Source organism: Allobosea sp. UC22_33 (assembly GCF_042700715.1).
GTDB lineage: Bacteria > Pseudomonadota > Alphaproteobacteria > Rhizobiales > Beijerinckiaceae > Allobosea.
Map to the genome: position 1 here is coordinate 274,456 of NZ_CP170556.1, position 14,895 is coordinate 289,350.

13 protein-coding genes are annotated in these 14,895 nt (G+C 65.0%); 3 read left to right on the forward strand and 10 right to left on the reverse strand.

Annotated elements, in window-relative coordinates:
* Positions 1 to 12 precede the first annotated feature (12 nt).
* From ACFJGT_RS01305 to ACFJGT_RS01315, 3 genes are all read right to left on the reverse strand, one after another.
* A complete protein-coding gene (locus ACFJGT_RS01305; protein ID WP_377845068.1) occupies positions 13 to 951 on the reverse strand; it encodes a Gfo/Idh/MocA family oxidoreductase in 939 nt (312 codons plus the stop codon).
* Between the two features lie 35 nt (positions 952 to 986).
* The gene (locus tag ACFJGT_RS01310) at positions 987 to 2,357 is read right to left on the reverse strand and encodes a nucleotide sugar dehydrogenase (RefSeq protein ID WP_377845071.1); all 1,371 of its coding nucleotides are present in this window, start codon (positions 2,355 to 2,357) and stop codon (positions 987 to 989) included.
* 230 nt (positions 2,358 to 2,587) lie between these two features.
* A complete protein-coding gene (locus ACFJGT_RS01315) occupies positions 2,588 to 3,004 on the reverse strand; it encodes a hypothetical protein (protein ID WP_377845073.1) in 417 nt (138 codons plus the stop codon).
* 186 nt (positions 3,005 to 3,190) lie between these two features.
* Here ACFJGT_RS01315 and ACFJGT_RS01320 point away from each other — a divergent pair, with 186 nt between their 5' ends.
* A complete protein-coding gene (locus tag ACFJGT_RS01320) occupies positions 3,191 to 5,230 on the forward strand; it encodes an NAD(+) synthase (RefSeq protein ID WP_377845075.1) in 2,040 nt (679 codons plus the stop codon).
* A gap of 25 nt (positions 5,231 to 5,255) precedes the next feature.
* On the opposite strand, the gene ACFJGT_RS01325 is transcribed toward ACFJGT_RS01320, so the two are convergent.
* Positions 5,256 to 6,332: a YeiH family protein gene (locus tag ACFJGT_RS01325; protein WP_377848890.1), complete on the reverse strand. Its 1,077-nt coding sequence runs from the start codon at positions 6,330 to 6,332 to the stop codon at positions 5,256 to 5,258.
* A 233-nt stretch (positions 6,333 to 6,565) separates the two neighbouring features.
* Here ACFJGT_RS01325 and ACFJGT_RS01330 point away from each other — a divergent pair, with 233 nt between their 5' ends.
* Positions 6,566 to 6,826: a hypothetical protein gene (locus tag ACFJGT_RS01330; protein ID WP_377845077.1), complete on the forward strand. Its 261-nt coding sequence runs from the start codon at positions 6,566 to 6,568 to the stop codon at positions 6,824 to 6,826.
* Positions 6,827 to 7,007: 181 nt separating this feature from the next.
* Here the strand turns inward: ACFJGT_RS01330 and ACFJGT_RS01335 are convergent, their stop codons facing one another.
* Positions 7,008 to 7,298, reverse strand: coding sequence for a hypothetical protein (locus ACFJGT_RS01335; RefSeq protein ID WP_377845079.1), 291 nt, complete (start codon positions 7,296 to 7,298; stop codon positions 7,008 to 7,010).
* Positions 7,299 to 7,367: 69 nt separating this feature from the next.
* Positions 7,368 to 7,955: a LysE/ArgO family amino acid transporter gene (locus ACFJGT_RS01340; protein ID WP_377845081.1), complete on the reverse strand. Its 588-nt coding sequence runs from the start codon at positions 7,953 to 7,955 to the stop codon at positions 7,368 to 7,370.
* A gap of 107 nt (positions 7,956 to 8,062) precedes the next feature.
* Here ACFJGT_RS01340 and ACFJGT_RS01345 point away from each other — a divergent pair, with 107 nt between their 5' ends.
* Positions 8,063 to 8,959, forward strand: a complete 897-nt coding sequence (locus tag ACFJGT_RS01345; protein ID WP_377845083.1) for a LysR family transcriptional regulator ArgP — start codon at positions 8,063 to 8,065, stop codon at positions 8,957 to 8,959.
* A gap of 151 nt (positions 8,960 to 9,110) precedes the next feature.
* Here ACFJGT_RS01345 and ACFJGT_RS01350 read toward each other — a convergent pair whose 3' ends face one another.
* The 4 genes from ACFJGT_RS01350 to ACFJGT_RS01365 all read right to left on the reverse strand — a co-directional run bounded on the left by ACFJGT_RS01350 (position 9,111) and on the right by ACFJGT_RS01365 (position 14,781).
* On the reverse strand, positions 9,111 to 10,961 hold the full coding sequence (locus tag ACFJGT_RS01350) for a dipeptide ABC transporter ATP-binding protein (RefSeq protein WP_377845085.1): 1,851 nt from the start codon (positions 10,959 to 10,961) through the stop codon (positions 9,111 to 9,113).
* A gap of 19 nt (positions 10,962 to 10,980) precedes the next feature.
* Positions 10,981 to 11,922 carry an ABC transporter permease gene (locus tag ACFJGT_RS01355; RefSeq protein WP_377845087.1) on the reverse strand — a complete coding sequence of 314 codons (942 nt, stop codon included), beginning with the start codon at positions 11,920 to 11,922 and terminating at the stop codon, positions 10,981 to 10,983.
* Positions 11,888 to 12,847 carry an ABC transporter permease gene (locus tag ACFJGT_RS01360; RefSeq protein ID WP_377845091.1) on the reverse strand — a complete coding sequence of 320 codons (960 nt, stop codon included), beginning with the start codon at positions 12,845 to 12,847 and terminating at the stop codon, positions 11,888 to 11,890. Before ACFJGT_RS01360 ends, ACFJGT_RS01355 begins: the two co-directional genes overlap by 35 nt.
* 146 nt (positions 12,848 to 12,993) lie before the next feature.
* A complete protein-coding gene (locus tag ACFJGT_RS01365) occupies positions 12,994 to 14,781 on the reverse strand; it encodes a peptide ABC transporter substrate-binding protein (RefSeq protein ID WP_377845093.1) in 1,788 nt (595 codons plus the stop codon).
* Positions 14,782 to 14,895: the final 114 nt, after the last annotated feature.

Below are 14,895 nucleotides of genomic sequence, written 5' to 3' on the forward strand. Positions count from 1 at the left end.
GCCGGCCACGGTTCAGCCCTTGAGATACTTGGCGACGAAAGGATGCGTCTCGCCGGCGGTCACCACAGGAGCGTTGCGGAACTGCGAGACGACCTCGATCGAGAAGCGGACATCTTCCAGCCCGTAGCCCTTGCCGGCGAGGATCTCCTCGTAGCTGCGGGTGTGCAGGTCGGTGAAGCCCTCGGAGAACTCGACCTCCTCGCCGTCCATGGTGATCGAGCGATAGGTCGTCTTCTGGCCCTTGACGCTGTCGGGCAGGTCGTCGGCATCGACCGAGAGGAACCAGCGCACATCGGCCTTCTCGTAGGAGAGCAGGCCGCCGGCCCGCTCGCCCTCGCGCAGGTTCGCGGTCTGCGACTGCAGCGGGCCGAAGACATAGGCGAGCATGTCGAAGAAATGGACGCCGATATTGGTGGCGACGCCGCCGGACTTGGAATCGTCGCCCTTCCACGAGGCGTGATACCAGCGCCCGCGCGAGGTGATGTAGGTCAGGTCGACCGAATGACGCTCGTTGGAGGTGGCGATGCGCTCCTTGAGCGCCTGGATCGCCGGATGCAGGCGCAGTTGCAGTATCGTGTTGACCTTGCGGCCGGAGTCGCGCTCGATCTCGATCAACCCGTCGATGTTCCAGGGGTTGAGGACGAGCGGCTTCTCGCAGATCACGTCGCTGCCGGCGCGCAGGCCGAAGCGGATATGGGCGTCGTGCAGGTAGTTCGGCGAGCAGATCGCGACATAGTCGATGCGCTCGTCGCGGCGGCGCAGCTTGTCGACATGGCGGTCGAAGCGCTCGAACTCGGTGAAGAAATGCGCCTGCGGGAAATGGCTGTCGATGATCCCGACGGAGTCGTTCGGATCGAATGCGACCTTGAGATCGCCGCCGACAGCCTTGATGGCCTTCATATGGCGCGGCGCGATATAGCCGGCAGCACCGATCAGCGCGAATGACGTCATGATGTGTTCTCTGGCGTTTCCCGGGGCGTCTCGGCTCAGGCCTTGACGATAGTGTCGCCGGTCAGGCCGGCTTTGGCGCAGGCATTGCGCGTATCGACGACGAGACGGGCCGCAGCGACGAGCGCTTTGTAGTCGACCGCATCATGGTCCGTCGCGATCAGCACGGCGTCATAGCCCTTGATGGTCTCGGACGAAAGCGCAACCGAGGCGCGGCCGGTCAGATTGGCATGCTCGCGGGTCGGCGGGATCACGGGCACATGCGGGTCATGGTAGTCGGCCTTGGCGCCGCGCTCTTCCAGCAGTTCGATCAGGCGCAGAGAGGGGCTCTCCCGCATGTCGTCGATGTTCTTCTTGTAGGCGATGCCCATCACCAGGATTTTGGCCTTACTCAGGCCTCGGCCCTGCTGGCGGTCGAGCGCCTCGGCGACGCGGTCGATCACCCAATGCGGCATCGCGGTGTTGATCTGTCCGGCAAGCTCGATGAAGCGGGTGGTGACGTCGAACTCGCGCGCCTTCCAGGTCAGGTAGAACGGGTCGATCGGGATGCAGTGCCCGCCGAGGCCGGGGCCGGGATAGAACGGCATGAAGCCGAAGGGCTTGGTCTTGGCGGCGTCGATCACCTCCCAGACGTCGATACCCATCTTGCCGTAGATCACCTTGAGCTCGTTCACGAGCGCGATGTTGACGGCGCGGAAGATGTTCTCGGTCAGCTTGACCGCTTCGGCCGTCGCCGAGGAGGAGACCGGCACGGTCTTGACCACGAGCGCGCTGTAGACCGCGTTCGCCAGCTCCAGCGCGTCTGCGCCATCGCCGCCGACGACCTTCGGGATGGTCGAGGTGCCGAAATCCGGATTGCCGGGGTCCTCGCGCTCCGGCGAGAAGGCGAGATAGAAGTCGACGCCGCTCTTCAGGCCGGTCGCCTCGAAGATCGGGCGCATGACCTCATCGGTCGTGCCGGGCCAGGTGGTCGATTCCAGCACGACGAGATGGCCCTTGCGCAGGCGCGGCGCGATCGCCCGGGCCGTTGCCTCGACATAGCTCAGGTCGGGCTCGCGGTGCTTGGTCAGCGGCGTCGGTACCGCGATGATAATGGCGTCGACCTCGCGCAATTCGTCGAAATCGATGGTGGCGCGAAAGCGCTCTTCCTTGATCGCGGCGGCGATGGCCTCGGTCGGGATGTGCTTGATGAAGCTCTCGCCGCGGTTGATCTGCGCGACGCGTTTGGCGTCGATATCGAAGCCGACGACCGGGAAACCGGCCTTGCAGGCGGTCAGCGCCAGCGGAATGCCGACATAGCCGAGGCCGATGATGCCGATCCGGTAGTTTTTCGTGGCGATGCGCGCAAGCTGATCAGTCAGATTCGCGGGTCTGTCGGAAACAGACGACGCTGTCGGCGATGAGGACATGACCGGCTTTCTGCGTGGGAAGGCGCGCGCTGAGCGCGGAAAGCGAAGTTAGCGGGTCGCTTTGCCGCTGCCTTAGAAGGATGTCAACCTTGTGAACGTGGCGAGCGCGTCGAGAGTGCAGGCGCAGCAATCATGAAAGGCCAGATTGCGGCGCCCGGGTCAGCCCGCAATCTGGCAAATGTCTGCAGGGGAGTGGATGGCGCGGTTGACCGACTGGGTCAGGCCGCGATCTACCAGCGCGAGCCACGGGCAGGGCGGAGGGGCCGGCATCCGCGACGGTTGCAGGTGCTCTCCCAGACGCGCCCGTTGCCGTCGATGCAGCGGTTGGCATTGCAGTCGAAACCACCGCCGCCGCCATAGCCCCCGCCTCCATAGCCGCCGCCGTCCCGATAGCGCGACGGCGGCGCTCCATAGGCGGGGCCGCCGATGCGGCCGACGGGGCCACTGATCGGCCGGCAACCATAACGGTCGCAGGTCGATTGCGTATAGACGCCGGTCCGCGGATCGATGCAGCTCGCGGCCGTGCACTGCAGTTGGACCTGGGTGATGTCGGAATCGGCCTGCATCGCGGTGATGGGCAGGGCATTCGCCTGTGAAGCCCAGAGCGCGAATGCGGCCAGGGCCATGTTCCGCAGGAAAGATCGCATGAGTATGTCTCCTTCAGCACGGAAGATACGCGTACGATTCTGAACGGTTCCCTGCTGAAGGTCCAACGCAGTTCATATATGCAGGCTTGCGCGGCGCGGCATGGCTGCCGGGTGACGGGCCGCATATGATGATGCATGCCTTGCTCGGCCGGAGATCGCGGAGCAGGGTTGCTGCGAGAGGTCTGCATGAGTTTCCGCAACATCCACGCACACGGTTTCGTCCGCATCGCCTGCGCTGCGCCACGATTGAAGGTGGCCGATCCCGCCTTCAACGTGGCCGAGACCAGTGCCATGCTCCGGCGTGCGGACGAGGGCGGCGCCTCGCTCTGCCTGTTCCCAGAGCTCGGCATCAGCGCCTACGCTATTGATGACCTGCTGCAGCAGAACGCGTTGCTCGATGCGGTGAACGCGGCGCTGACGCGGCTCGTCGACGAAAGCCGCAGCCTGCGTTGCGTCGCCGTGGTCGGCGCTCCCCTGCGTGTCGAGGGCCGGCTGTTCAACTGCGCCGTCGCGATCCATCGCGGGCGCATTCTGGCCGCTGTCCCGAAGACCTACCTCCCGAACTATCGCGAATTCTACGAGCGTCGCCAGTTCGCCTCGGGCGAGCGGGCAGGCGCCCTCTATATCGATCTCTGCGGGCAGGAGGTGCCGTTCGGCACCGACATCCTGCTGGCGGCGAGCGATATCCCCGATCTCATCGTCCATATGGAGATCTGCGAGGATGTCTGGACGCCGGTCCCGCCCTCGTCCTACGCGGCGCTCGCCGGGGCGACGCTGCTGCTCAACCTCTCTGCCTCGAACGTCACCATCGGCAAGTCCGACTGGCGCCATGCGCTCTGCAAGGCGCATTCCGGCCGCTGCATCGCGGCCTATGCCTATTCCGCCGCCGGTACCGGTGAATCGACCACCGACCTCGCCTGGGACGGGCAGGCGATGATCTACGAGAACGGCGCGCTGCTCGCCGAGGCCGAGCGCTTCGCCCCCGAGCCGCAGCTCATCCTCGCCGATATCGACCTCGAACGCCTGGCAATGGATCGCATCCGCCAGAACACCTTCGGCGACAGCGCCGACCTCAACCGTGACCGGCTCGGCTTCCGCCGCATCGCCTTCGCACTGGAGCCCGACCGCGAGAGCGATCTCGGTCTCGCCCGCGAGGTCGAGCGCTTCCCCTTCGTGCCCAATGATGATGCGAGGCTGAACGAACTCTGCTTCGAGGCCTACAACATCCAGTCGCACGGCCTGCGCAAGCGGCTGGAGAGCACGCGGCTCGACAAGGTCGTGATCGGCGTCTCCGGCGGGCTCGATTCGACGCAGGCGCTGATCGTCGCCGCCCATACCTTCGACGCGCTAGGCCTGCCCCGCGAAAACATCCTTGCCTATACGCTGCCGGCCTTCGCGACGAGCAAGGACACCAAGGACAATGCCTGGCGCCTGATGCGGGCGCTTGGCGTCAGTGCCGAGGAAATCGACATGACGCCGGCTTGCCGGCAGATGCTCGTCGATATCGGCCACCCCTTCGCCCAGGGCGAGCCCGTCTACGACATTACGTTTGAAAATGTGCAGGCCGGCGCCCGCACCTCCGTGCTCTTCCGTCTAGCCAACCGGCACAATGGACTGGTGATGGGCACCGGCGACCTCTCGGAGCTGGCGCTCGGCTGGTGCACCTATGGCGTCGGCGATCACATGTCGCATTACAACGTCAACGGCTCGGTGCCGAAGACGCTGATCCAGCACCTCATCCGCTGGGTCGCCCAGTCCGGCCGCTTCGGCGCCGAGGCTTCCGATGTCATGCTCGATATCCTCGCGACCGAGATCTCGCCGGAGCTGGTGCCGGGCGACGGCGACAAGCCGGCCCAGAAGACCGAGGATTTCGTCGGCCCCTACGCGCTCCAGGATTTCAACCTGTTCTACACGACGCGCTACGGGTTCAGGCCGAGCAAGATCGCCTTCCTCTCCGAGCATGCCTGGCGCGATGCCGCTGCCGGGGACTGGCCGCCGAACATGGAGGCGGCCAAGCGCGTCGCCTATGACCTGCCGGTGATCAAGCGTTGGCTCGGCGTCTTCATCCGCCGCTTCTTCGAGACCAGCCAGTTCAAGCGCTCCGCCGTGCCGAACGGCCCGAAAGTCTCCTCCGGCGGCTCGCTCTCGCCGCGCGGCGACTGGCGTGCGCCAAGCGACGCCTCGGCCGCGCCCTGGCTCAAGGACTGGGAGCGGATCCCGGACTGAGCGCGCGGCAGAACGCTGCTCGCGCTCAGGCGATGCCGAGCAGGCGGATCAGCCCGAGGCTGACGGCTGTCAAGGCGATCAGGGACAGAGTGACTGCGGCCGTGACCCGTCCGCCCGCACGGGCAACGACGCGGATATCGACCCCAAGGCCCAGCGCCGCCATCGAGATGATGGTGAGCAGGGTCGCGGTCTTGGCGATGGGGAAGAGCGCAACCTCCGGGATGAGGCCGTGGCTGCGCAGCGCCGCCATGCCCAGGAAGGCGATGATGAACCAGGGCACCAGCTTGTTGACGGCCAGGCGTCGCGCAGCTGGCCTGGCGCCGCCCACGTCCGTGTCTTCCCGCAGCCGATGTCCCAGGAGGGAAAGCGCGAGCACGACCGGCCCCAGCATGAGGACGCGGACGAGTTTGACGAGCGTCCCGATCTGGACGCTTGCCGCAGCGACAGGCGCGGTCGCGGCAAGGACCTGCGGCACGGCATAGACCGTCAGCCCCGCGAGCACACCATATTGCGTCTCGCTCATGTTCAGCAGCGGGACGAGCAGGGGCAGCCCGAGCACGACCAGGACGCCCAGCACCGCGGTGAAGGCGATCGAGGCGGCGACGTCCTTGCCGTCGGCGCCGATCACCGGAGCGACGGCGGCGATAGCCGAGTTGCCGCAGATCGAATTGCCGCACGCGACCAGTACCGCCATGCGCTTCGGCAAGCCGAGCGCCCGGCCGAGCAGGAAGCTGCCGGCGAGCGCAATCGCCACCACCGCCGCGATGCCGACGAGCAGGGCTGGACCGGCGGCCATGATCATCGCGACGTTCAGGGATGCGCCGAGCAGCACGATGGCGATTTCCAGCACCATCTTGGCGGAGAAGGCGATGCCCGGGCGCCAGAGCTCGGACGGCGTCCAGACCGAGCGAATGGCTGTGCCGAGCAGGATCGCCAGCACCAGGGCTTCGAGCCAGGCGCGGCCCGTGGCGAGGGCTTCGAGATGCTCCAGGGCGAAGGCCAGCGCGCTGATCGCGGCGCAGAGAGCCAAACCAGGCAGGATGCGGCCCGCACTCCGGAACAGGGAGCTGGACGGTGCCGGCAAAGGAGCGGAGGAGCGCATGGTCATAGGAGAACCTTCTTCTCCGCTGACCTAGTCGGAGAAGGATTATGCTGTCTATCGCATTGTTCCGATCGCTCTGTTCGGTTTGGTCGAACGGTTATCTGTCTTGCTGGGTGCCTCCACGATAAATTTCTCAGCACCGCCGATGGAGGGCAGTGCGATGCCTGCTGACGACGCATAGCGGAACTCGCTCCATCCGCTATCGTGGTACTGGATGGCAGGAGGGAACCTGTGTGACAGAGATCGATAGAGACGCTGCCGTCGAGTTCGACAAACGGGTCAATCTCGCTCTCAGGTATCTCTTTGCAGCCGCCACTGAGCTGAAAGACCGGATCGATCCTGAACATTTTCAGGTCTACGCTAAAGCGCTTGGACAGGCATCCAGAGAACTCGATATGGGGGTTCTCGAATCGATTTATCGCGCTCACCCTGATTTGAGGCCGGATCACCTACCTCAAACGCTCACGATGCGGGAGTTCGAGCAGGGCGAATAGCGGCGACTTTCGACCCTTAGCCGACATTCGGATCAGCCTTCAGCTTGGAAGAGAACGGCCAAGCGTCAACGTCGCCGTGAGCCCGCATCTCTGACCAGTAGCGCTCCTCTCTGGCCTCGGCCCTACGGTTCCAAAAAACCAGAAGACCGAACGATAAGATCACGGCCCAAGTCGGATACCGCTAAACGCCCTTGAGAATCCCTGAGTGAGGCCACCTATACTCCTCGCCAGTCCGCAAAAACGCGATGCAGTTCGGGATGATCACCATGAGCCGAGGATTGGAGGTTTCAGTATCTCGGATGGTGTGTGCCTTGAGATCGGAATAGAGCGTCCAGACGAGGTCTTCGACGGCGCGGATAGCCTCGTCGCGGCTATTTGGCCAAGAGCGTTCGAGGTCATCATTCGTGATCGATCCATTCCAAAATTGCTCGACCAGATCGGCCGCACGAAATCGAGCTTCTCTGTCGATCATCTGCCAATTATGTCCGAAGGCGGGAAGTCTGCAACCGACCCATAGCTGCCCTCCAAGCCCAGAGCCGCATCAATCTACGAATGCGCCCTGAAGAAGGCTGAAAGCCAAGGCAGCCATCATCACAGCGATGAGCAGATCGAGCATCCGCCAGGTTATCGGCCGCGCGAAAAGCGGGGCCAGGAAACGGGCGCCGAAACCTAGCGACGCGAACCAGGCGAAACTAGCTGAGGCCGCCCCCAACACGAACCACGGCCGCCCGTCCGCGGGTATGCTGGCTCCGATCGTGCCCATCAGCATGACCGTATCGATATAGACATGCGGGTTGAGGAACGTGAAGGCGGCCGTGCTGGCGAGAGCGGCCGTCAGAGAGATGCCGGCCTGGCGATCGACGACGAGACTCGATGAAGTCATGGAGCGGCGCAGGGCGCCGTAGCCATACCAGATCAGGAAGGCGGCCCCGCCAAGGCTCAGCGCCGTCGACAGGCCGGGGACTGCCGAAAGCAACGCGCCCAACCCGTTGACGCCTGCGACGATCAGCATGGCATCGGCTGCTGCGCAGAACATCACGATGGGCCAGACATGCTCGCGCTTGAGCCCCTGCCGGAGCACGAACATGTTTTGCGCGCCGATCGCCATGATCAGGCCCGCCGAAAGCATGAAGCCCTTGAAGAGGGCCGGGAGGAAAGCTGTGTCCATGGCCGCTTGATGCGGCAGCGCGGGAGAGTAGTCTAACTAAAATATCTAAGATGGAATTAGGGTGGCTAATGCTGGATTATCTGGCGCTCGCTTCCGTCGCGGCGGTTCTGCGCGAAGGCAGTTTCGACAAGGCGGCGGCGGTCCTCGGGGTCACGCCGTCGGCGGTTTCCCAACGCGTGAAAGGGCTTGAGGAGCGTCTTGGGGTCGGGTTGCTGACGCGGGGAACGCCGTGCCTTGCGACTCCGACCGGCGCCAAGCTTTGCGCCCATCTCGAGCGCGTCAGGCTGCTGGAGGCCGACATGTCGGGCGAGCTGGAGGGCTTGGCAGGGCAGCGGGATGAAAAGCCGACATTGCGGGTCGCGGTCAATTCCGACAGCCTCGCCACATGGTTCCCGCTTGCCGCCGCGCAGTTCACGGCAGCAAGCGGCGCGCTGCTCGATCTGGTGCTGGACGATGAAGCGCACACGGCCGAACGGCTGCGGACCGGCGAGGTCATGGCTGCGGTCAGTGCCGATCCAGCGCCAGTGGCCGGCTGCAAGATCCATCCGTTGGGCGCCCTGGACTATGCTGCCGTCGCAAGCCCCGCCTTCCATGCCGCGCATTTCGCGAATGGGGTCGCCATCGAAAATCTGCGGCCTGCTCCCATGCTGCGGTTCGACCGGCGGGACGAACTGCAGTTTCGCTGGATGCGGGAAGCCTGCGGGGAGACCATCTTGCCGCCGACGCATTGGGCTCCCTCGACGCATGGGATGCTTGAGCTGACGCTGGCCGGCCTGGGCTGGTCGATGGCGCCGGTCAGCATGGCCGCGCCGCTGTTCGCGCAGGGACGCCTGGTCGAATTGCAGCCCCTCCATCGGGTCGCGGTGCCCCTGAACTGGCAGCGCACGCGGCTGAACACGCAGTTGCTCGACGCCATGACCAGGGCGGTCAGAGAGGTGGCGGCCCGGTCGCTTCGGCCCCTTTGAGATGCGGGCTGACCCAGCCGAAACTGGCCATGAACGTCACGGCTCGCGGCGAAGCACGACCCCGCTCCCGCCTCAATCGGGCATGCGGCACGGTCCGACAAAAAAACCCGCGGCTTGCGCCGCGGGCTGAACGTTTCGGGCTTGGGAAGGCTCAGGCGGCGATCGCGGCCGGGTCCTTCTTCTCCCATTCCTCGCCCCAGATCATCACGGCATGGCCCGGCGAGACCTCGCGGTACTGGCGCACCGGCGGCACGTAGTCGGCCGGGCGGACCGGGCTCTTGATCTCGTCGTTCGAGACCGGGCGCTTCTGCAGGCGCCGGGCCGGATCGGCGATCGGCACCGCCGCGAGCAGGCGCTTGGTGTAGGGGTGCTGCGGGTTCTGGAAGATCGACTCGCGCGGGCCGATCTCGACGATCTCGCCGAGATACATCACCGCGACGCGATGGCTGACGCGCTCCACCACCGCCATGTCATGCGAGATGAAGAGATAGCCCAGACCCATGCGGGCCTGCAGGTCGAGCATCAGGTTGACCACCTGCGCCTTCACGGAGACGTCGAGCGCCGAGACCGCCTCGTCCGCCACGATCAGGCGCGGCTCGACGGCCAGCGCCCGTGCGATGCAGATGCGCTGGCGCTGGCCGCCCGAGAACTCGTGCGGGAAGCGGTTGGCCATCTCCGGCAGCAGGCCGACGCGCTTCAAGAGGTCGGCGACCTTGTCGCGCGCTTCCGAGCGGGTGGCGAGGTTGTTGATCAGCAGCGGCTCGGCGACGGCCGTGCCGACATTCATGCGCGGGTTGAGCGAGGCGAAGGGGTCCTGGAAGATCATCTGCATGCGCTTGCGCTGCTCGCGCAGGTCATGCTGGTTGAGCTTCAGCACATCGACGCCGTCGAGCAGTACCGAGCCCGCGAGCGGCTCGATCAGGCGCATCACCGAGCGGCCGGTCGTCGACTTGCCGCAACCGGATTCGCCGACCAGCGCCAGCGTCTCGCCGGCCATCAGGCTGAAGGAGACGTTCTCGACCGCGTGCACCCGGCCCTTGACCGAGGAGAGCAGGCCCGAGCGGATCTCGAAGCGCGTGGTCAGGCCGGAGACTTCGAGGACCGGACGCTCGGCCGCCTTGACGGTGTCCGGCGTCTCGGTCGGAACGTCGGATTCGCCGGTGGTGCGGTCGACGACCGGGAAGCGCATCGGGCGCCCCCTGCCGATCATCGAGCCGAGCCGCGGCACGGCCGAGATCAGCGCCTTGGTATAGGGCTTCTTCGGGCTGGCGAAGATGTCCTCGGTCGCACCGGTCTCGACCTCGTCGCCATTGTACATCACGACCGTGCGGTCGGCGATCTCGGCGACGACGCCCATGTCATGGGTGATGAAGAGGACGGACATGCCCTCCTCGTCCTGCAGCGTCTTGATCAGCTCCAGGGTCTGCGCCTGGATGGTCACGTCGAGCGCGGTGGTCGGCTCGTCGGCGATCAGGAGCTTGGGCTTGCAGGCCAGCGCCATCGCGATCATCACGCGCTGGCGCATGCCGCCCGAGAAGCGGTGCGGATATTCATGGAAGCGCGACTTGGCGGCGGGGATGCGCACCTTCTCGAGCAGGCGGATCGTCTCGGCCTCGGCCGCTGAGCGCGACAGGCCGCGATGCAGGATCAGGGCTTCCGCGATCTGGAAGCCGATGGTCAGCACCGGGTTCAGCGAGGTCATCGGCTCCTGGAAGATCATCGCGATCTCGTTGCCGCGGATGTGGCGCATGTCGGAATCCGGCAGCGTCAGCAGTTCCTTGCCGTTGAGCTTGATCGAGCCCTCGATCTTGCTCGATTGCGGCGGGGTCAGGCGCATGATCGACAGCGCGGTCACGCTCTTGCCGGAGCCGGATTCGCCGACGACCGCGAGGGTCTCCTTCGGCATGATGTCGAAGGAGAGGTTGCGGACGACCGATTTCCACTGGCCTTCCACGCGGAAGGAGGTGGTGAGGTTCGAGACGGTCAGGATCGGTGAGGTCATGTCTAGCCCTTCCCTGGGATCAGATGACGCGACGCGGGTCGAGCGCATCGCGCAGGCCGTCGCCGATGAAGTTGATCGAGAGCACGGTAAGGAAGATCGCGGCGCCTGGGAACAGGGCCCAGTGCGGCGCGGTGTCGAGCTGGTCCTTGGCGTCGAACAGCAGGCGACCCCAGGTCGGGATGTCCGGCGGGAAGCCGAGGCCGAGGAAGGAGAGCGTCGATTCGGCGATGATCGCCGAGGACACCTCGATCGTCGAGGCGACGATGACCGGGCCGACTGCGTTCGGCAGGATGTGCCGGAACATCTGGCGCATCTTGCTCGCGCCCTGGGCACGGGCGGCCTCGACGAATTCCTTCTCGCGCAGCGAGAGGAACTGGGCGCGCACCAGGCGAGCCACCGGCATCCAGCGCAGGCCGCCGATGACGATGACGATCAGCACGAAGACGCCGCCCTCGACCCCGAACAAGGCCTTCAGCTGCTCGCGGAACAGGTAGATGATCAGCAGCAGCAGCGGCAGCTGCGGCAGCGACAGGAACAGGTCCGTCACCCACATCAGGATCGGGTCGGCATATTTGCGCGACATGCCGGCGAGAGCGCCGATCAGGACGCCGACGATCGTCGCCACCACCATCGCCGCAAGGCCGACGGCGAGCGAGATCCGCCCGCCATACATCATGCGCGCCAGGATATCCTGGCCGAGATCGTCGGTCCCGAGCGGATGCGACCAGGACGGGCCCTGGAGCTGCGCCGAGAAGTCGATGTCGTTGATCGCGACCGGCCACAGCCAGGGGCCGACGATGACGCCGAGCACGAGCATGGCGAGCACCACGGCGCTCGCCATGGCGAGGCGGTGGCGCCGGAAGCGACGCCAGGTCTCGCGCCCGGGCGAAACCGGGGCCTGGCTCACGGCAGCGCCCGCAGCCGGATTAGCTGAAGGAGATGCGAGGGTCGAGCCAGCCATAAAGAATATCCGCGATGAGGTTGAAGAAGACGACCAGGCAGGAGAACACGAACGTCACGGACATGATGACCGGCGTGTCGTTGGCGAGGATCGCATCGATCAGCAGCGATCCGATGCCCGGAACGCGAAAGATCTGCTCGGTCACAAGCGCGCCGCCGAACACGGCGGGCATCTGCAGGGCGACCAGCGTGACGACCGGGATCAGCGCGTTGCGCGTGATGTGCCGTATCGTAACCCTGCGCTCGCTCAGGCCCTTGGCGCGTGCCGTCGTGACGTAATCGAGCCGGATGACGTCGAGCACGGCCGAGCGGACATAGCGCGTGTAGGAGGCAGCCTGGAACAGCCCGAGCACGGTGATCGGCATGATCGCCTGGCGGAACATCTCCCAGTACCAGCGCCAGCCGGTGGCCGCGATGTCGGAGCGGTAGACGAAGGGGAACCAGTCCAGCGTGACCGAGAAGATCAGGATGAAGAGCAGGCCGGTGAAGAAGGTCGGCAGGGAGAAGCCGACGAAGGCCAGGGTGTTGGCGATCTGGTCGAAGACCGAATAGGGCCGCGTCGCGGCGTAGATGCCGACAGGCAGCGCGACACACAGCGCCAGGATCTGGGATGATCCCACGACGAACAGCGTGGTCGGCAGACGCTGCAGGATCAGGTCGTCGACATTGATGCGGCTGGCGAAGGAGAAGCCCCAGTCGCCCTGCGCCATGTTCGACAGCCAGCGCAGATAACGCACCATGATCGGATCGTTGAGGCCGAAGCTGGCGCGCAGAGCCTCGCGCACTTCAGGCGGAACGTTCGGATTCGTCGCCATTTCCGAGAACGGATCGCCCGGTGCCAGCGCCAGGATCGTGAACAGGATCACGCTGATGCCGAGCAAACTTGGAATGGCGATCAAGAGCCGCCTGATGAGATATGTCGCCATGAAAAAGTCTCTGTACGCACGGCGGGGCCGCGGACTGATGTTGATGACGGTCGGCCCGCCCCTATGGCTGGTGCAGCCGCAGGGGCGGGCCGGCGCGTGTGTCACCCTTCACGGCAACCGAAGCCGCCGTGAAGGGAATCGGGCGCTTAGCTACGATACCAGGCCGCGATGTTCCAGCTGTCGACGTCCCAGCCGCTGTGATCATGCGACAGGTTGTTCAGCGACGCCGCGACGCGGGTACGGGACAGCAGCGGCAGGATGACGTTGGCCTCGCAGAAGATTTCGTTGACCTTGATCAGGTACGCGGCGCGCTTGGCCGGGTCGAGCTCCTTCTGGGCAGCCTTGTAGGCTTCGTCGGCAGCCGGGTCCGAGTAGCGCGAGACGTTGCGGCCCAGCCACTTGTTCTCCTTGGTCGCGATCTCCCAGGAGACGAACTGGTTGAGGAAGCGCTCCGGATCGGGCTGCGGCTGCGTCGTGGTGTACATCTCGATATCGACGTAGAGCTTGGTGTAGGTGTCGGGGTTGGCGACGTCCGACGAGAAGAACACCGAGGCCGTCACCGACTTCAGCTCGAGGTCGATGCCCGCGCGCTGGGCGGCCTGCTTGATGATGGCCTGGGTCTTCTGGCGCGGAGCGTTGATCGAGGTCTGATAGACGTATTTGAGCTTCTTGCCGTCCTTCTCGCGGATGCCGTCGGAACCCTTCTTCCAGCCGGCCTCGTCGAGGATCTTGTTGGCCTTGTCGATGTTGAACTCGTACTTGAGCTTGGTCGACTTGAACTGCTTGGGCTCGTTGACGAAGCTCGCGGTCGCGGTACCACCGCGGCCATAGATGAACTTCTGGATCGAATCGCGGTCGATCAGCAGGTTGAACGCTTCGCGCACCTTGGGGTCCGACAGGGTCGGGTGCTTGGTCTTGACGCTCGAACGCTCGCCGTCCACCTCGGTCCACGGATCGGTCGTGTTCAGGATGATGAACTCGATATCGCCCGAGGGAACCGCGCTGATCTTGCCGCGGCCGCCGGTCTCCATGCGCTTGAGGACTTCGTCCTCGACCTGCAGGTTCCAGGCATAGTCGTATTCGCCGGTCTGGAGCACGGCGCGGGCCGCCGAGACCGCGTCACCGCCGCCCTTGACCTCGATCGTGTCGAAATGCGGCTGGTTCTTGATGTGGTAATCGGCGAAGCGCTCGCCGGTGAGAACGTCACCCGGCTTGAAGTCGACGAACTTGTAGGGGCCGGTGCCGATGGGCTTCAGGTTGTCCGGGGCCTCGCGCGACTTGGCGCCGACATAGTCGCCGAAGCGGTGCTTCGGGATGATCTGGCCGACGGTGCCGACGAAGGGATCGGCCCAGAACGGCGTGGCCTGCTGGAAGATCACCTTGACGGTGTGGGTGTCGACCTTCTCGACCTTGATGTCCTTGTAAGAGCCCGTGGTGTAAGCGGCGGTCGCCGGGTCCTTGGCATACTCGTACGTGAAGACGACGTCGTCCGCGGTCAGCGGCTTGCCGTCATGCCATTTCACGTTCTGCTTGATCTTCCAGGTGACGCTGAGGCCGTCGGCCGAGAGGCCGCCATTGGCCCTTGTCGGGATCTCTGCGGCGAGACAGGGGATCAGGTTGCCTTCCTTGTCCCAGCCGGCGAGCGGCTCGTAGAAGATGCGGGAGGCGATCTGGTCCTTGGTGCCCGAGGCGAAATGCGGGTTCAGCAGCGTCGGGGCCTGCCAGAGCAGCATCTTCAGCGGCCCGCCGCCACCAGCCTTGGTCGGCTTGTATTGCAGCGTGGCATTCGCCATCGCCACGTCGTTCCAGATCAGGATCTGGGATGCGATCGGCGCGGCGATACCGACCGCCGCCATTTTCTGCATGAAGGAGCGACGCGACAGCGTGCCTTCCTTCACATCCGCGACCATGCCGCGGATTTCCTGCTCGTTCATCGAATTGCCTCCACCTATCAAAACAAAAGTCATCCCCGGCGCCTTCGCGCCGTGTTCTCGTTGATGGGCCCAGCAAGGCATGTGCCAACGAAAGCGTCAACTGTGCAGCGCAGG

What these genes read in the sequence shown, in the direction of transcription:
- ACFJGT_RS01305 (WP_377845068.1), bottom strand. Translation starts at nt 951, where the DNA reads ATGACGTCATTCGCGCTGATCGGTGCTGCCGGCTATATCGCGCCGCGC.
- ACFJGT_RS01310 (WP_377845071.1), bottom strand. Translation starts at nt 2,357, where the DNA reads ATGTCCTCATCGCCGACAGCGTCGTCTGTTTCCGACAGACCCGCGAAT.
- ACFJGT_RS01315 (WP_377845073.1), bottom strand. Translation starts at nt 3,004, where the DNA reads ATGCGATCTTTCCTGCGGAACATGGCCCTGGCCGCATTCGCGCTCTGG.
- ACFJGT_RS01320 (WP_377845075.1), top strand. Translation starts at nt 3,191, where the DNA reads ATGAGTTTCCGCAACATCCACGCACACGGTTTCGTCCGCATCGCCTGC.
- ACFJGT_RS01325 (WP_377848890.1), bottom strand. Translation starts at nt 6,332, where the DNA reads ATGCGCTCCTCCGCTCCTTTGCCGGCACCGTCCAGCTCCCTGTTCCGG.
- ACFJGT_RS01335 (WP_377845079.1), bottom strand. Translation starts at nt 7,298, where the DNA reads ATGATCGACAGAGAAGCTCGATTTCGTGCGGCCGATCTGGTCGAGCAA.
- ACFJGT_RS01340 (WP_377845081.1), bottom strand. Translation starts at nt 7,955, where the DNA reads ATGCTTTCGGCGGGCCTGATCATGGCGATCGGCGCGCAAAACATGTTC.
- ACFJGT_RS01345 (WP_377845083.1), top strand. Translation starts at nt 8,063, where the DNA reads ATGCTGGATTATCTGGCGCTCGCTTCCGTCGCGGCGGTTCTGCGCGAA.
- ACFJGT_RS01350 (WP_377845085.1), bottom strand. Translation starts at nt 10,961, where the DNA reads ATGACCTCACCGATCCTGACCGTCTCGAACCTCACCACCTCCTTCCGC.
- ACFJGT_RS01355 (WP_377845087.1), bottom strand. Translation starts at nt 11,922, where the DNA reads ATGGCTGGCTCGACCCTCGCATCTCCTTCAGCTAATCCGGCTGCGGGC.
- ACFJGT_RS01360 (WP_377845091.1), bottom strand. Translation starts at nt 12,847, where the DNA reads ATGGCGACATATCTCATCAGGCGGCTCTTGATCGCCATTCCAAGTTTG.
- ACFJGT_RS01365 (WP_377845093.1), bottom strand. Translation starts at nt 14,781, where the DNA reads ATGAACGAGCAGGAAATCCGCGGCATGGTCGCGGATGTGAAGGAAGGC.